The 17,651-nt window shown below is 36.2% G+C and carries 10 protein-coding genes and 1 CRISPR repeat array (1 of these 11 cut by a window edge); of the genes, 6 read left to right on the plus strand and 4 right to left on the minus strand.

Features of this window, described 5'->3' with window-relative positions; genetic code table 11:
• Positions 1–1,490: a CRISPR direct-repeat array (repeat unit 28 nt; unit sequence TTTCTAAGCTGCCTATGCGGCAGTGAAC) (it extends 639 nt beyond the left edge of the window).
• Between the two features lie 205 nt (positions 1,491–1,695).
• A complete protein-coding gene (locus tag D7029_RS13250; RefSeq protein ID WP_228766684.1) occupies positions 1,696–2,364 on the minus strand; it encodes a hypothetical protein in 669 nt (222 codons plus the stop codon).
• A 336-nt stretch (positions 2,365–2,700) separates the two neighbouring features.
• Between D7029_RS13250 and D7029_RS13255 the strand changes: the two genes are divergently transcribed.
• Together D7029_RS13255 and D7029_RS13260 are read left to right on the plus strand one after the other, a co-directional pair.
• On the plus strand, positions 2,701–3,576 hold the full coding sequence (locus tag D7029_RS13255) for a leucine-rich repeat domain-containing protein (RefSeq protein WP_194950900.1): 876 nt from the start codon (positions 2,701–2,703) through the stop codon (positions 3,574–3,576).
• Between the two features lie 636 nt (positions 3,577–4,212).
• Complete coding sequence (locus D7029_RS13260; RefSeq protein ID WP_228766685.1) at positions 4,213–7,749, plus strand: autotransporter outer membrane beta-barrel domain-containing protein; 3,537 nt, start codon at positions 4,213–4,215, stop codon at positions 7,747–7,749.
• A 122-nt stretch (positions 7,750–7,871) separates the two neighbouring features.
• On the opposite strand, the gene D7029_RS13265 is transcribed toward D7029_RS13260, so the two are convergent.
• The 3 genes from D7029_RS13265 to D7029_RS13275 all read right to left on the minus strand — a co-directional run bounded on the left by D7029_RS13265 (position 7,872) and on the right by D7029_RS13275 (position 9,989).
• Positions 7,872–8,183, minus strand: a complete 312-nt coding sequence (locus tag D7029_RS13265) for a hypothetical protein (RefSeq protein WP_194950901.1) — start codon at positions 8,181–8,183, stop codon at positions 7,872–7,874.
• Between the two features lie 217 nt (positions 8,184–8,400).
• On the minus strand, positions 8,401–9,288 hold the full coding sequence (locus tag D7029_RS13270) for a PhzF family phenazine biosynthesis protein (protein ID WP_194950902.1): 888 nt from the start codon (positions 9,286–9,288) through the stop codon (positions 8,401–8,403).
• Positions 9,289–9,407: 119 nt separating this feature from the next.
• A complete protein-coding gene (locus tag D7029_RS13275; protein ID WP_194950903.1) occupies positions 9,408–9,989 on the minus strand; it encodes a histidine phosphatase family protein in 582 nt (193 codons plus the stop codon).
• A 507-nt stretch (positions 9,990–10,496) separates the two neighbouring features.
• Between D7029_RS13275 and D7029_RS13280 the strand changes: the two genes are divergently transcribed.
• The 4 genes from D7029_RS13280 to D7029_RS13295 all read left to right on the plus strand — a co-directional run bounded on the left by D7029_RS13280 (position 10,497) and on the right by D7029_RS13295 (position 17,650).
• A complete protein-coding gene (locus D7029_RS13280; RefSeq protein ID WP_194950904.1) occupies positions 10,497–12,047 on the plus strand; it encodes a methyl-accepting chemotaxis protein in 1,551 nt (516 codons plus the stop codon).
• Positions 12,048–13,850: 1,803 nt separating this feature from the next.
• Positions 13,851–15,377 (plus strand): L-lactate permease, encoded by a 1,527-nt coding sequence (locus D7029_RS13285; RefSeq protein ID WP_102949478.1) that lies wholly within the window; start codon positions 13,851–13,853, stop codon positions 15,375–15,377.
• A 119-nt stretch (positions 15,378–15,496) separates the two neighbouring features.
• Entirely contained in the window at positions 15,497–16,216 is a 720-nt protein-coding gene (locus D7029_RS13290) for a (Fe-S)-binding protein (protein ID WP_100159049.1), read from the plus strand.
• A gap of 12 nt (positions 16,217–16,228) precedes the next feature.
• Positions 16,229–17,650, plus strand: a complete 1,422-nt coding sequence (locus tag D7029_RS13295; protein WP_075670932.1) for a LutB/LldF family L-lactate oxidation iron-sulfur protein — start codon at positions 16,229–16,231, stop codon at positions 17,648–17,650.
• Position 17,651 lies beyond the last annotated feature (1 nt).

A 17,651-nucleotide genomic window follows, 5' to 3' on the forward strand; every position in this document is an offset into this window, starting at 1 on the left:
TCTACCGCAATGGCTACTATAATTTCTAAGCTGCCTATGCGGCAGTGAACTGTTTGAACAGTGGTTACTTGGTATTGATAATTTTCTAAGCTGCCTATGCGGCAGTGAACTGGCTCGACTTTTTGCCCTGCACGTTTAGCGCTTTCTAAGCTGCCTATGCGGCAGTGAACGATTCTATGATGTTTCAAAAAAATATCTGCTATTTCTAAGCTGCCTATGCGGCAGTGAACGCTTAGATGCGCAGTCTGCTATCGACTATCGATTTCTAAGCTGCCTATGCGGCAGTGAACGTTCCATCCTTTGACGAATTTCGTCCGTTAATTTTCTAAGCTGCCTATGCGGCAGTGAACTAGGCGGTAATATACCCCCTAAATTAGAGATATTTCTAAGCTGCCTATGCGGCAGTGAACCGCCATTTGAAACTTTGTTATTGTAAGACCAATTTCTAAGCTGCCTATGCGGCAGTGAACTTATGGCTCAAATTACTTACTTACCGCGCACTTTTCTAAGCTGCCTATGCGGCAGTGAACAATTATTGCTACGGTGTTATTAGTTTAAGAAATTTCTAAGCTGCCTATGCGGCAGTGAACGGCACTATGTTGCCTAAACAATTTGAGTTGCATTTCTAAGCTGCCTATGCGGCAGTGAACAATCTAACATTCTGGTTTACTGATTATCGGTATTTCTAAGCTGCCTATGCGGCAGTGAACATACAGACGGATTTGGTGCTGAAAATTGGGGCTTTCTAAGCTGCCTATGCGGCAGTGAACAGCACCCCTAGGGGCTGCTTATCTCGATATGATTTCTAAGCTGCCTATGCGGCAGTGAACGCTTAACAGCACCAAAAGCACCGCTCGAATTATTTCTAAGCTGCCTATGCGGCAGTGAACTCGATCCGTTAGGCGAGGATGCCTATTATGTATTTCTAAGCTGCCTATGCGGCAGTGAACGTAATGCTGTCTAGGATTTCGATAATTAGAATTTTCTAAGCTGCCTATGCGGCAGTGAACGAAGAGCCATTAATACTGGTTTGCACTGGGTATTTCTAAGCTGCCTATGCGGCAGTGAACTAACCCAGTCGAAGATTTGAAAAAGGCTCGTTTTTCTAAGCTGCCTATGCGGCAGTGAACAGGCATCTAATGCAGGGAACTAATTGGGTTAATTTCTAAGCTGCCTATGCGGCAGTGAACAAGCAAGAAAACTTCACGACGAACTTGGCAATTTTCTAAGCTGCCTATGCGGCAGTGAACCGGTTGATATTCAACCCCACCTAGAACCTTTGTTTCTAAGCTGCCTATGCGGCAGTGAACCATCCATCATCAATCAAGGCTTTATCGTCTCTTTTCTAAGCTGCCTATGCGGCAGTGAACATACAGACTTACATAGCAATAAAGTTTTCTATTTTCTAAGCTGCCTATGCGGCAGTGAACCAATGGGCGCCGCTGCCGCTGCCGCATCTATATTTCTAAGCTGCCTATGCGGCAGTGAACAATAGCATTATTACAAAAAAATGAGCTAAAGCAAGGTGCTAGCAAGGTTTAACCACTTTTACCTTATAAAAAACATCAGCAAATAATCCATTGTTTTTATTGGGGTTTTTAAAGAGAGAAAAATAAAGGGTATAACCTTTGAATATACTTAGGTCAAAGCCAAAGTTCGACGTTCCAGCTATATTCACAATAACTACCTACCTAATTATCTCTTAGTTGTAAAATACAGGTACTGCAAAGGTGATGTCACAATATCCAACGCTAATGTTACTGGTAGTAATACTCGAGCGGTTTTTGGACCAAAGGGGTTTGGTTTATGTTGGTAAAATTCAACTTTGAATGGATGATAGAATTGCATTAAATGGGTTCTATCTTGCTCTTTATCTTTTTGATGTATGGTACCCACTAAATCTTCTATCAATAATAAACATATCCCTGAAGTATAGTTACATGTAAAACCATAATTAAGAATTGCAAACCTATCTTCATTATTAGTCCAACGATAATGAATTTGAATTTTTCCTGAGAACTCTTTTTTTTCTGGAACAATAATAAACTGTGTTGGCTTTTTAACTGTAATTTTATCTTTGAGTATAACCGGATCTTTCAATATAGTTACGATATTATCGCCGCCCTTGCTCAATAAGTAGTCAAATTTTTCACCAACAAATACCCACCCAGTATCTCCATTACTGTCATTCGCTAATGAAAAAGCAGTAATGGTATCCGATCCCCAATCAGATTTTCGGTAACCTGCTTCATGATCAGTAGCTAATATCAAATTAAATGAAAGACAACCTGATAATACGGAACAAACAAATGAAATAAATATTAATCTAACCGTAACTAATTTAATATTGTATCTCTTAAACATAGATAACATCCTTTTATTTAAAGCGAAAAATATTACTTATTATTTTTATAAATGGGAAAACATCTACAATATACTGATTATTTAACCTAAGTACGTCATATAACAAAACCCTAAAAATGAACATGCTTAACACTTACTATAAGCTACGTAATTTTAAATCCAGCCATCTACATAATCGAAAATATTTTAACGAAGAGATAAACCAGAAAATGAGTCATCATTTATAATTTATTTATCTTCATTCTATTGTCCATTTTCTTTAAAATGACAGCGTAATAATAAAAAATCAACTCACCAATAACTACACATAGATGATTTAAGATAGGGAGAATATAAATGTTACATCAGCACTCAACATCAAAATCAGAGTTAAACTTAGACTCAGCAGATCATAAAGAAATAGACTCCTTTATTACATCACCTTTTCTTTATACAGTAATTAGTGCTTACAACAACCAGTTAGTGCATTTTCCTTTATCTATTCTCGAATGCAAGTACCTCAATGTACTTAACCTTTCTTGCAATCAACTTACCCATATTCCTATTGAAATTGCAAAACTAACTCAGCTAAAAATGCTTGATTTAGGGCATAATAAAATCAACCATATTATTGATGAGATAGGAAAATTAAAAGAATTACAATTTCTTTATCTTAGTGATAATAACTTAGAGAAATTACCAGATGCATTATCAGCACTCAGTAATCTATTATATTTAAATGCAACTGATAATAACTTAAAAGAAATTCCTAAAAGCTATATTGCACTAAAGTCGATAAAAGAGTTACGACTTTATAATAACAAAATTACTAATATCTCAGGTTCTATTTCACACTTAATTAATGCTCGTGAAATCTATTTAATGAATAATGAAATCACAGAGTTCCCTGATGATATTAATCACCTAGAACAAGTGAGAATATTAGATCTTAATAATAATAAAATTAGCTCAATTTCATCTAATATCGCTAATCTAAAAAACATGACCACACTAAATCTTCGATTTAATCAATTAACTCAACTACCTAATGAAATTGGAGAGATATCCTCAATCCAATATATTGATTTACGTGCAAATCAGCTTTCAACATTACCAGAGAGCATGATTAATTTAACACAACTCACCAAACTAGATTTACGTTGGAACAACTTCACCACAGAACCAACAATAATTAAAAAATTAAGAGATAATGGATGTATTGTTTTTATATAAAAACTAACTATTCCTAAATAATTTTAGTGGATTGGAAAACCAATCACTAAAAGAATAAAATAAAAATAACCCAATAATTATATATCTATTTTCGACTGTAAAAATAGTTTTCCAGTGAATCTCCCTATTCTAGGAGTTAGACACTGGATTAACTTTATAACTAGATCAAATTAAATTTTAACTTTAAATTATGATAAAGAATCATTCTCATTTATAACATTAGAATTAAATCGTCCTTTTTAATAAGGTTTCGAAATTAAAAACCTTTTATTTTTTCTATTTAGACAAAAGGATCATGAGTGTTAATCCTTATATAAAATACTTGGAAAATAATAACCACCTTGATTATAGTATTAATACTAAATAACACTAAAGAGGTATTCCCCATACCTATTATCATAAATTGTTTATGACAGTTTTAAACGATAATACTTTTCATTATTTTTCCATTTAATTAATCAAATTTAGATAATTTATTAAAGATTAAAAATAAAGCTCCTTAATATAATTAAGCGAGCCTAAAAATAATTTAAACACTCTGTGATCGTGCCAGTAGCTCAATTGCGCGCTGTGCATCATTACATCTCTAATGGCTTGATTTAATAAATAAACATTTAATATCAAGGAATGTTTTATATGAAAAAGAAGAAACTTTATTACCCTTCTAACTATCTTTTTTTAATTTTATTTACTTCTGCTGGTAATGCCACCACCATTCAAAATGGTGAAATTAAAGAGCTGAATGATAAAAATGAAATTTTAAATCTAGGTGATTTGTATATAAAAAGCGGGAAAATGCTGATTAATGCAGGAACCCTCGAAACTCAGAGTACAAATATAGCAGATTTAATAGGGCAAACAGGACAAGTCATCATTTCAGGAAGTGATTCAGTCTGGAATAACAGTAAAACATTAAATTTCGGCATTATAGATCTTTATTCTAAAAGCACAGATACAACATCTCAGTCAAATATCGATATTATTAATGGTGGTCAAGTTTACACTGATGCATTTTCTATGGGGAATTTCACTCGTGTCTTTGTGGAAGGTGGTGGAAACTATACATTAAACGTAAACGGAAAAGGTTCTCTTTTTAAAGTTAATAATAATTTAGAAGCCTCCTTAAGTAAAAGTAATAGGCTCCCATCTGGCTCTGTAACAATAAATATTGATAATGAAGGGGTCGTTGATGCAGGGAATGTCACCATTCATGATATGGACATTAACAATGACGATGCCTTAATAAAAACAGTTGTAAATATCACAAATAAAGGGTTGTTAAACGTTAAAGAAGATTTTTATTTTGCCAAAAATATGGGCAATGCCCACCCGGATGCTCCTAGTGAGCTTAATATTTTATCGGGTGGTCAAGTTAAAGCTAAAAACTTTTATGCTGGTGTTCATACAATGTCAAGCATGAAATCCACAATGAGCCTATTGTTATCAGGTCAAGGTTCATCAATTGATGTAAGTGAATATTTTACAACAGGGGGCAATCTACTAAGTTTATTAAGAGTAGAAGATAGCGCTGAAATAAAAGCTAAAAATATTACCCTAGGAACAGGCGAATCAAGATATATTGATCCCTTAGCGCAAGAAAAACCACATCCAGTCGTTGTTGTTACCGGAAATCAATCTAAAATCGTAGCACAAGAAAACCTTATTTTAGGCGATAACGTCAGTCATGAAATTATCATTGCAAATGGAGGTTCAGTCTCTGCTGAAGAAATAACTCTTGGTAGAATGTCACTTTTTCCACGTAATTCTGGAGAAAGCGTTATCAACCTGCTTGCAGGGGGAAATATTACCACCAATAAAATCACCTTAAATAAAGACAGCCAATTTTATGATACGGTTATTTTTCATGGTAATGGAGGTTTATCGGGTGAATTGCAAGTCACAAATATAGAAGGTTTTACTGGAAATAATACATACCAATTTGATAGCAATAAGTTTCCACTAAAAGCTGGGTTAGTTTTCAATTACCAAAATGATAATGATTTTTCATCTAACCTTCTTAATACCATCAATATCGTAAAAAATAATACCAATACCATCACATTAGCTGGCAATAACAGCCAGCATAGTGGCATTGTTGTTATTAACGATGGAACACTAAAAGCAGGCAATCAAAATTCATTTGGAAAAAGTGTCGATATTAAAAATCGAAGCTACCTTGATCTCGATGGATTTAGTCAAACTGTTTCCTCGTTAGATAACCGGGGAATAGTCAAGCTTTCAAGGGATAGTCAAACACAAACACATTTAAATATTCTTAATAATTATCAATCAAATAATGGTTCTCTATTTTTCAATACGGAACTGGGTGATGATAATTCAAAAACAGATAAGTTAATCATTGATGGCAATAGCTCAGGTAACACCACTGTTTATGTAAACAACCTTAATGGTAAAGGAGCTCAAACAGAGAAAGGCATTGAGTTAATTACCGTATCTGGCAATTCTCTTGGGGAATTTAAACAAAGTGGCCGTATTGTTGCCGGTGCCTATGATTACACCCTACTGCGTGGTGGTTATATTTCGGGAACAGATTATAAAAACTGGTATTTAACTAGTTTATATGTGGAACCACCCGTTGACCCGGTTGATCCTGTCGACCCTGTCGACCCCGTTGACCCTGTCGACCCTGTTGACCCTGTCGACCCTGTTGACCCTGTCGATCCCGTTGACCCTGTCGGCCCTGTTGACCCTGTCGACCCCGTCGACCCTGTTGACCCCGTCGACCCCGTTGATCCTGTCGACCCTGTCGACCCAGTTGACCCAGTTGACCCTGTAGACCCTGTTGACCCAGTAGACCCTGTAGACCCCGTTGACCCTGTAGACCCTGTCGACCCTGTTGACCCAGTAGACCCTGTTGACCCTGTAGACCCTGTAGACCCTGTTGACCCTGTCGATCCAGTAGACCCTGTTGACCCTGTTGACCCCGTCGATCCTGTTGACCCCGTTGACCCAGTAGACCCAGTAGACCCTGTGGATCCTGTTGACCCCGTCGATCCTGTTGACCCCGTCGATCCTGTTGACCCTGTTGACCCTGTCGACCCTGTTGACCCTGTCGACCCGGTAGACCCAGTCGATCCGGTAGACCCTGTTGACCCCGTTGACCCAGTTGACCCTGTTGACCCCGTCGATCCGGTAGACCCTGTTAAGCCGGAGCCACCTGTTACACCGATCACAAGACCTGAAATCGGTAGTTATATTAATAATATGCAAGCTGCCAATAATCTGTTTGATCTGCGACTCCATGATCGCCTTGGAGAAACGCAATATACCGATGTCTTAACAGGCGAAACTAAAGTGACTTCAATATGGTTACGCAATGTTGGTGGCTTTGGTCGTTCTCAAGTGTCGCAAGGGCAATTAAAAACACGGGATAACCGTTATGTTGTCCAACTTGGCGGTGATGTCGCCGAGTGGTCAACCGACGGGTTTAATCGATATCATGTAGGTGTGATGGCAGGATACGCTCACCAAAATAGTAAAACTAAAAATCACTATAGTGGCTATGATTCTAAAGGTAATACAAGTGGTTACAGTGTAGGACTTTACGGTACTTGGTATGCAAATGAGGTAGATAAATCAGGATTATATGTTGATACATGGGCACTTTATAACTGGTTTGATCATGAGGTTAACGGCCATCAGCTTGCTACCGAGAAATATAAATCACGAGGTATCACGGCTTCTGTTGAATCTGGCTATACCATTAAGATAGGGGAATACACCACCACCAATGATATGGTCAATACTTTCTATTTACAGCCTAAAGCTCAGATCACTTGGCAGGGTGTAAAAACCAATGATCATACTGAAGTTAATGGAACCCAAGTAAGTAGTAGCGGAGAAAATAATATCCGCACACGTTTGGGATTAAGGGCTTACCTATATGGTCATAATGCTATCGATGAAGGTAAAGATCGTAACTTCGAGCCTTTTGTAGAAGCAAACTGGATTTATAACAGTAAACAATATGGCGTGAAAATGGATGGTAAACAGTTTAACGTCACCGGAAACCGTAATGTCGGGGAAGTGAAAATTGGTATTGAAGGTCAGATTAATAAAAACCTAAATTTATGGGGAAATGTCTCTCAACAGATCGGGGATTCTGGCTATAGCGATACACAGGCAGTATTTGGTATTAAATATATGTATTAATTTTTTATCGTATCTTTATCTATAATTAAGCGGTTTGTATCCGCCTCGATACAAACCGCTTTAATTTGTATGGACTGTTCGTTGTTCAATCAACAGTAACCTCTTTATCTTGATTAAACTCATTACACTTGCCTTTCACCACACTGACTACAAAATAATGCATCAGACTTTTGTCCCGCCCCACAGAAAGTGCAATATTTAGCATAGTATTGAGATTGATTTACTTCATTATTATTGGGGCTATTTAACTCCTCTTGCCCACGAGGTACATTGGCATAATCCCGATTACCTCCTCCATGTTTATTACTCCCCCCACCATGATGTCCACCTCCTTTATTATAGCTACCATGTTTGTTCTCATTATTATTGCCGTGGGAATTTCCATGTTTACCACCGCCGAATCGGTTACCAAATAGATATTGTAAAAATCCCATACGCACCTCCATTCTCTGGTTTATATAAACTATAAACCTTGGAGTTAACTTTATGGTCAACGTTAAAACAGATAACTTGCAATTTTTTACGCTGATATACAATTTTTTGATATCAATAAAGATAACGAGTTAATAAATACTATTTTTAAATATTAAGGCTCTAGCTTTTACACTAGAGCCTATTAAGAATAACTTGATATAAAATACCGCAAGCTATTTAAAGAGTAATAATCTTCGAGCCTATCGTTGTCGCTTTTCCGCCCACTCTCACTCGACTAATCGTCTTTTCCGTTGAATCAATAATAACGTGAATAAGAGAGGAGCATTGCATTGCACGCCCTTGCTCTAATAGAAAATGTGTTTTATGAGGGAAAACATGCTTAACAAGATAACAGCCTAAAGCGCCACTAGAACTCCCTGTAGCAGACTCTTCATTGATACCATATAAAGGCGCAAAGTTGCGACAATGAGCAGTAATTTCTTTATCTTGGCTAAGCTCAAAAACATGAAAACCGATAGTATTAAATTCACGACTTAGATTTGCTATTGCATCAAAATTAGGTTTTAACGTATCTAATTTCCCCAATTGCACAGGGATCAAAATATCGGATAATCCCGTTGAAAATATCTCAATGGGTAAGCCTGTTTCTAAGATAACTTCACGATTTATCCCCAGCGCAACTGCCACAGCGTCAACACTTGGAGCTTGTCGTGAAACAGGTAGTGTTTGCTCCATAACAACATTTTCAGTATCAATCGCTACGCTTAAAATACCTGCTTTTGTTTTTTGTGTGTAATGACCAGAAGCCAATAAGTTGAGTGAAGATAAAGTGAAAAAGACGGCTAATGTAGCATGACCACAGAAATCAACTTCTCCTTCGGGAGTAAAAAAATCAACTTTAAAATCAGTCTCTTCACTTTGATAAACAAATGCCGTTTCAGAAAAGCCGACTTCTTTAGCAATAGCAATTTTCTGTTCATCACTTAATTGAGGGGGATTAAGTACCACGCCAGCAGGATTGCCACCTTTATTATTTCGAGTAAATGAGTTTACAAGGTGTACTTTGATCTCGTGCTCTACTGAGCGTATAACTTCATTTTGCATATCTTTCCCGCATTGCTTCAAATAGCATTAAATTTGTGTGTAAAAATAGAGTGTTCTAAATCTATCTTATATAACTCTATTTAAATATTTTGTTTTTTTAGTGTTAGATAAGATACCCATTAATTAGGGCAAACTTCCGATACGCTATCTAACCCTTGTTGCCTTTGTTCAAATATGACGCTTTTCTTATCGCCCTCTCGGATAATCTTTAAGATATAGATACTATCGAAATCACTACTTTTCCATTTAGGGATTAACTTAGGATCTCCCCCCTCTTGTTTCATGATATCTCGTGCAACTTTGACTAAGTTGTCGTGCTCCCATGCAATAAAAATAACTGAATTTTCATATTGCTGACTGAGCAGATCTTCGCGTAATTCTTTTATCTCTTTAGCATGATATTGAAGATGAATAGGCAATGAGGTTTTAATGGCGAGAGGCGAAATCGTTTGAAGTGAACGTAATGAATTACCTAATTTACTTTGTTTAGGTGCGGCTGCAAATAATGCATCAGGTTTGCCAAATTGATTTATAAGCACATCAGGCAGGGCTAATGCTCTATTTAATCCTTTACAGGTCAACTGCCCACTATCATTATCAGGTTTTTCACCATGTCTTATAAAGACAAGGGTTTGATCGGAATACGCCATATGACTAAATCCTAAAATAAATATGCTCAAAAATATAAATACACTGCGCATACAGCGTTACCTTTAAGTCGATTAAGTATAAGAAATATAGGGTGTTAAAATACATCTAACATTAACCATAAACTCACCTGTTTTAAGTCATCCAGTCTATCATAACCAAAAGTATTTCAGAGGTGAGCGAGTCTTAGATAGCGTACATTTAGCCACTCTTATAATCTCTCCACCTTTATTCTACCTTCTAAACACCTCAAAATTAATTAACAAATATTAAAATCGAACAAACAATTGTTAACGGAAAATAAAGGATCTCTTTAATTTTTCATTACTTTCTGTCTAAGTTTATAAAGTTTAATGAAACTTAAATACTAAGCACATTTAGATAAAAAAAGGGAGGAGATCTCTTTTTCACAATAAAAATAGTGTGTTAAAAATCAATGCAAGCCTTTTTATCTCCCTTTATTTAGTTTAATGACTAAAGTTCTGTCACTGCTAACCGATACTGTTTGTTCTTAAATAAGTTACCAATACTTATTAATTATTATTTATCCAGGGTTAAGCATGTTCTTTAAAAACTTTAAAATTCGTACAAAGTTAACTATCGCATTTACAACTTTTGTGATGTTAATTATGTTGGGTTCCAGTTTCGCATTAATGGGTTTAAACAGTGCGAATCAAGATATTCATGATGTTGTTGATGATATCTATCCAGCCACAGTCAGAGCCAATTTACTGATCAATAATTTCAATGAGTTTATTATATTCCAGCAACTCACTATGCTTGATGAGCAAGGAAGTCTAGCGGCTGAGCAAGAGAGCAAAAAAGCAGAGATCACCGCTAAAGTTGCACAATTGCTGAAAGAATTAGACGAAACCACACACGATGCTGAGTCAAAAAAAATCTTAGCTGAGGTTTATGATATTCGTCAGCAATATATAACCTCTCAAAACTTTGTGGTGAAGGCATTTAATGAAAATAACAGACACGCCGCAGTCAATGAATTGATCACAAAAACTTCCGCTATTCAATTAAAGTATCGCGATAAAATATTAGAATTTATCGAATTACAAAATCAAAAGATGGAAGAAGCAGGCGACGCTGTTGAACGTGATTTTATTGAAAAAAGGATATTTTTAGTATTATTAACACTTGTCAGTATTGTTGTCGGCAGTATTTTGGGGTGGTTTATTACTAAAGGTATTACTCTCCCATTAGAGAAAGCAATCAACTTTGCAAAAGCCATTGCAAATGGGGATTTAACACAAGAAGTGAATACTGATTATCATGATGAAGCGGGGATATTATTACAAGCCCTTGCAGAAATGAAAATGCATCTATTAGATGTTGTGCAAAATGTACAAAATGGCGCTGAAAATATTTCGTCAGCAGCAGAGCAAATTACTGCTGGTAGCCAAAACTTAGCGGCAAGAACAGAAGAACAAGCAACATCAGTAGAAGAAACCGCAAGCTCAATGGAGCAAATGACCTCGACTGTTAAAAACACGGCAGATCATACACATGATGCGATTAATGTTGCTGAAAAAACTGAGATTGCCGTACACCATAATGGCGAAATGATGCTTCAGTTAACTGAAAAAATGCGAGCAATTAATAGCTCATCATCTCAAATGACAGATATCATTAACTTAATTGATGCCATTGCTTTCCAAACAAATATTCTTGCACTAAATGCTGCGGTTGAAGCCGCTAGAGCAGGTGAACACGGTAAAGGTTTTGCTGTTGTTGCTGGTGAAGTCAGACTATTAGCACAAAAAAGTGCAGACTCCGCTAATGATATACGCACTCTTATCGATAATTCATCAACTCAAACACAAGAAGGAATGGAATTAGTTGAGCAAGCTGGCTCACAAATTCAAAAAATGATCACGGATGTTGAAGAAATTAGCGCATTATTACGAGAAATTGGGCAAGCAAGTAATGAGCAAAGCGATGGTATATCGCAAATCAATAATGCTATAAGTCAGCTTGATTCAACAACTCAACAGAATGCGGGATTAGTAGAAGAATCCGTAGCCGCTGCAAGCTCACTTAATGAACAAGCGCTTAATCTGAATAAATTAGTGAATTACTTCCAACTCAGTCGCCCCTAATTCACTTTTGCATTAACTTATATATCAAGGCCACTCGATAAGATAAAAGAGTGGTCTTAAAAATAACGCCAGCTGGCTAAAAAAAGGAACCTAGCTCACACTTTGGTTCTTTTTTTTATCTGCAACAACGCTGGTAATAAAATGTAAACAATTTTACCAATATCAGACAAACTGTTTGTATTTGCCAATTTATTTCAGAGGTAATGGACAGCGTCAAATGTTAAATCCTAAAACATTGCTAACATAATCGCTGATTTCCGTTATCAAAACAGGGCTATTTAATGACGAAAATAATCTTTTCACTATTTATGTTCCCATAATAATCTCAGGGTAATATCACTTATTGTGAGATAAGATTATAGAGCTTAAAACAGACAGCAATACACTCACTCGCTAAAGAAAACATTTCGCTAGAGATTATTACGTAGTTAAAACAAAAATAATTATCGACAAACTCACTTTTTAGTCACCTATTTTCCCTTCTATATTTGTATGACAATTATCAAGGTGAAATTAATACCTCATCGAAAAATGAGGCTGCAACTTCAAAAATATTTCACTTCCTATCTTTGTTCTATAACAATCAACTTAAACACTTTAAAAAAAACAAAAAATATCCTTAAATAAATATTTTTCTATTATTAGAAATAATTTATTTCATACTTTCTGATGTGTAAAAAAGAACAAAAATAAGATTTTCACTTTTACCGATACGATCAAGATCACTTTACCTATACCTTTAGTTACATAAAGTTAGAAAGAACTATTCTCATTTACTATTTATCTCACTCATTATATTTTCATTATCTAGCTGATTTGTATTACAATTAACATTAGCGAAAAACCTAGCAATTGCACGATCCTAGAAGTAAAAAGAAGTCAATCATTGATGATAAAATCATCTTGTTATTTGTTTAAACAGTTAATATAAAAATATTAATTTTGTATAATTAAAATGATTAAATTAAAAAGAAAAAATAAACCAATAATAATTAATTATATTTTTATAATATTTAAAACATATTAGAAAAAATAGAGAAAATAATATTTTTTCGCTCAAACAAACAAGTAACAAATAAAAAAAAGGAAAAAACAAATTAAAGATCAATATAAAAACAAAAAATAAAACCAAATAAAAAAACATTAAAGAAAAAATCTAATTAAACATAAGAAAACAAGAAAAAGATATTATAAAAGTAAAACAATAAAAAGTTTAAATAATTTAAAAGATTAAATTTAGAATAATTAAATATTAAAATAAAAAATTTTCAGTCTGTTTGTTAATAGAATGAGTACGAAAAAAAACTAATTAGATTATCTTATGTTTATTTTAGACATTGATAGCCATTTTTATCATCAAAAATGGCATTTTAGACTTACGTTCATTTTTTTATTACATAGCTAAAACCATTAATATCGCTCTTTTTTTCATCAAAAACCAATCTGATAACAACATTAGCAATCCAATTACATTGATGAACATCAAAAAACACGACAATTAACAAGCAAATAATGAGAAAAAAGGAATTTTTTTATATTTGTCACACAATTGATTTTATTCTATTACATCTCAATAAATATTCCCTACAATAGCCAACTAATCTAACCTGACAATTTCCTAAGTGATGATATTTTTCATTGTTTAGGTTAGTAACTATCTTTTTTTATTTATGATTTATCGTTTCAGCAAAGTAGAGCATTAATAAAACCTAGTACCCTACACAATTATATAATGACCAACTTATAGGTTTGCCAACGCAGTTATAAACGATAAAAATTGCAAACTTAAGGATAAAAATAATCATGTCAGACTATCTATCATTCTTATTAGGCATTGTGCCTTTAGCGGTTTTGATTTTTATGATCTTAAAAATGAAATCAGCCGTTCACCATGCAGTGCTTGTGTCTTTAGTGATAACTGTTGCACTTGCTATTTTCCATTGGAACAACACCATTCAATTTGCTTCGGTCTCTGTCCTTTATGGTGCAGTTAAAGGATTGTGGCCGATAATCATTGTTATTCTTGCTGCTATTTATAGTTATAACCTAATGCTAAAAACAGGTGGCATGGATGTACTCAAAGATGTACTGGCTGGCATTAGTGATGATAAGCGAGTGCAAGTTCTACTTATCTCATGGTGTTTTGGTGGCTTTCTTGAAGCGGTTGCGGGTTATGGTACTGCGGTTGCCATTCCTATCGGTATTTTAATTGCGCTTGGATTTGATCCTTTTAAAGCCGCCGTTGCCTCTTTAGTTGCCAATACTGTTCCTACTGCTTTTGGTGCTGTGGGTATTCCAGTTTCTATTTTGGCTCAAAACACAGGGCTTGATGTATTAGTACTGAGTAAAACCATTATTATTCAGTTGGGATTATTCAATATCCTGTTGCCTTTCGTTATTGTTGCCATTGCGGGTGGCGGAATTAAAGCGATTAAAGGTGTCGGATTTATTACCTTAATGTGTGGTATCAGTACACTAATCCCTCAATATATCGTTGCTGCTAATTTAGGTGCTGAATTACCAGCGTTTGCAGGTAGTTTAGTCAGCTTAATTGTGGTGATTTTCCTTGCTAAACGCATGAAAAACAGTGGTGACAAACAAAAAAATGTCAAAAAGCACACTGGGAAAGAGTTGTTAGTAGCGAGTTCTATTTATCTATTTACCTTTATCTTTATCTTAGCGTGCTCACCTTTATTCCCTGCGATCCAAAGTATGGCGGGCGCGATTTCCACAAAGATCCCATTTGTATTAAGTGAAACACAAACGGAATATCAAACTATTGCTTGGTTAAGTACTCCGGGTGTATTGATTATTCTAGCAAGCTTTGTGGGTGGCACCATTCAAGGTGCAAGTGTTTCAACACTTATCTCTGTTCTGGTTAAAACCACTATCCAACTGAAAAATTCCATTATTGCCATCACGGCGATCGTAGCGATGGCAACGGTTATGGATTTCAGTGGCATGATTGGCAGTATCGCTGAAACCTTAGTCGATTTCACGGGTGCAGGATTTATCTTTATTGCTCCGGTGATCGGTGCATTAGGAACCTTTGTAACAGGTAGCGACACCAACTCTAACGTGCTGTTTGGCAAGTTACAAACCAGTGCAGCAGCTAAACTTAATATTGATCCATTCATTCTGGCGGCTGCCAATACCTCAGGTGCAACGGGCGGTAAAATGATTTCACCGCAAAGTATCGCCATTGCCGTCTCTGCAACAAAAATGGATGGCCAAAGCAGTGCCATTATGCGTGAAACTTTAAAATACTGTATCGCCTACATCGTTATTCTTGGGGCAAAAATCGGCATTATTTATCACCTAATGAACTAATTAATAAGGAAAAGGGAGCGTGTTTACTCCACTCCCTTCTCCTCTTATAACGAAGCAATAAAAGAATTTTATCTTTAGTAAAAATGACAACATCTGAGCGATGTTTTGGAGTTCGATTAATGAAAGTTAATTTTTATGCGACCTGTCTTGGTGATGTTCTGAAAGCAGATTCAGCTCGAGACACCGTCTTGTTACTTGAAAAATTAGGCTGTGAAGTCTTATTTCAAGAACGCCAAGGTTGCTGTGGTCAGCCAGCGCTTAATAGCGGTTATGTAAATAACGCAAAACCTGCCATGAAATCGTTAATTGAAACATTGGAAGTGAACGACTATCCCATTATTTCACCCGCAGGCTCTTGTACTTATGCCATTAAAGGTTATCCAACTTATCTTGCGGATGAACCTCAATGGGCATTACGGGCACAAGGTGTCGCCAATCGTCTTATTGATTTAACCAGCTTTATTGTTAACACCCTTGGTGTTGTTGATGTAGGCGCTCGCCTTCCGGGTAAAGCGGTTTATCATCCATCATGCAGTTTAACCAGAAAGTTAGGTGTCGTAAGTGAGCCTTTAACGCTGCTAAAACATGTTGAAGGTCTTGAAATGTTGCCTTTTGCAAATTCAGAAACCTGCTGCGGCTTTGGGGGTACCTTCTCCGTGAAGATGTCTGAAATTTCAGGCGAAATGGTGACTGAAAAAGTAAAACATATTATGGATGTGAGCCCTGATTATGTCATTGGTGCCGATACAAGCTGCTTGATCAACATTCAAGGTCGTTTAAGTCGTGAAAAGCGTCCTGTAAAAGTGTTGCATATTGCACAAGTTTTAATGAGCCAATAAGGGAGCCTGCTTATGTCTATCAAAACCAGTGATATAGATTTCAGACCTCGTCTAGAACATGAAATGAAAGACACGATCATGCGTAATGCGGTTGTTATGGCGCAAGAACGTATTGGGGCTAACCGTCAAATTATGGTGAAGGAGCTGGGTAATTGGGAAGAGTGGCGTGATCGCGCTGAACAAATCCGTAACCATGTTCTTGAAAACTTAGATGCTTATCTCTATCAATTGTCTGAAAAAGTGACTGAAAATGGAGGCCATGTTTATTTTGCAAAAACAGCAGAAGATGCCTCTCGTTATATTTGTGAAGTTGCCAAAAAGAAAAACGCGAAGAAGATTGTAAAATCTAAATCCATGGTCACCGAAGAAATTGGGATGAATAAAGCCTTACAAAATGAAGGCATTGAGATCATCGAAACTGACCTCGGCGAATATATTCTTCAATTAGATAACGATCCACCATCTCATATTGTGGTTCCAGCGATCCACAAAGACCGTTATCAAATTCGCAAAGTGTTAAATGAAAAACTCAATTATGAAGGCAGTGAAACGCCTGAAGATATGACACTTTTCATTAGACAACGCATAAGACAAGATTTCCTTTCTGCTGATATTGGTGTCACCGGCTGTAACTTTGCCGTAGCTGAAACAGGCACTGTCTGTTTAGTCACTAATGAAGGTAATGCAAGGATGACCACAACATTACCTAAAACCCATATAGCCGTTATGGGTATGGAACGTGTGGCTCCTACTTTTGAAGAAGTCGATCCACTGATAACCATGTTATGTCGTAGTGCCGTTGGCTCACGTTTAACCAGTTATAACACTTGGGTGACAGGGCCTCGTGAAGCAGGCAATGTTGATGGCCCTGAAGAGTTCCATTTAGTGATTGTGGATAATGGGCGTTCTGAAATTTTAGGCTCACAATTTAAAGATATTTTGCGTTGTATTCGTTGTGGTGCTTGCCTAAATACATGTCCTGCTTATCGTAATATTGGTGGCCATGCTTATGGCTCAATTTATCCAGGTCCAATTGGAGCAGTAATTTCTCCACTATTAGGGGGTTATAAAGATTTCCACGATCTCCCTTATGCATGCTCATTATGTAATGCTTGTAATGTGGTTTGCCCAGTCAAAATTCCTTTAGCTCAGTTGATTTTAAAACATCGTCGAGTGATGGCTGAAACCGGTTTAACACCGAAAGCAGAGCGTCGAGTCACTGGTATGTTTAACTATCTCAATTCACACCCTGCTCTTTGGAAAGTGGGTATGAATGTCGGCGCGAAAATGGCGGGATTAATGATCAAAAATGGCTCTACACCAATCAAAATCAGTGTTCTGAATGATTGGATGGAATCGCGTGATCTCCCTAAACCAGATGGTTATAGCTTCCGTAGTTGGTTTAAACGCCATAAAGCAGAAGGAAAAAAATAAT

Origin of the sequence: Proteus vulgaris (genome assembly GCF_016647575.1) — a bacterium.
GTDB lineage: Bacteria > Pseudomonadota > Gammaproteobacteria > Enterobacterales > Enterobacteriaceae > Proteus > Proteus mirabilis_B.

Bases quoted from the DNA above. Each gene is read 5' to 3' on its own strand.
- D7029_RS13250 (WP_228766684.1), bottom strand. From the start codon at position 2,364: ATGTTTAAGAGATACAATATTAAATTAGTTACGGTTAGATTAATATTT.
- D7029_RS13255 (WP_194950900.1), top strand. From the start codon at position 2,701: ATGTTACATCAGCACTCAACATCAAAATCAGAGTTAAACTTAGACTCA.
- D7029_RS13260 (WP_228766685.1), top strand. From the start codon at position 4,213: ATGAAAAAGAAGAAACTTTATTACCCTTCTAACTATCTTTTTTTAATT.
- D7029_RS13265 (WP_194950901.1), bottom strand. From the start codon at position 8,183: ATGGGATTTTTACAATATCTATTTGGTAACCGATTCGGCGGTGGTAAA.
- D7029_RS13270 (WP_194950902.1), bottom strand. From the start codon at position 9,288: ATGCAAAATGAAGTTATACGCTCAGTAGAGCACGAGATCAAAGTACAC.
- D7029_RS13275 (WP_194950903.1), bottom strand. From the start codon at position 9,989: ATGCGCAGTGTATTTATATTTTTGAGCATATTTATTTTAGGATTTAGT.
- D7029_RS13280 (WP_194950904.1), top strand. From the start codon at position 10,497: ATGTTCTTTAAAAACTTTAAAATTCGTACAAAGTTAACTATCGCATTT.
- D7029_RS13285 (WP_102949478.1), top strand. From the start codon at position 13,851: ATGTCAGACTATCTATCATTCTTATTAGGCATTGTGCCTTTAGCGGTT.
- D7029_RS13290 (WP_100159049.1), top strand. From the start codon at position 15,497: ATGAAAGTTAATTTTTATGCGACCTGTCTTGGTGATGTTCTGAAAGCA.
- D7029_RS13295 (WP_075670932.1), top strand. From the start codon at position 16,229: ATGTCTATCAAAACCAGTGATATAGATTTCAGACCTCGTCTAGAACAT.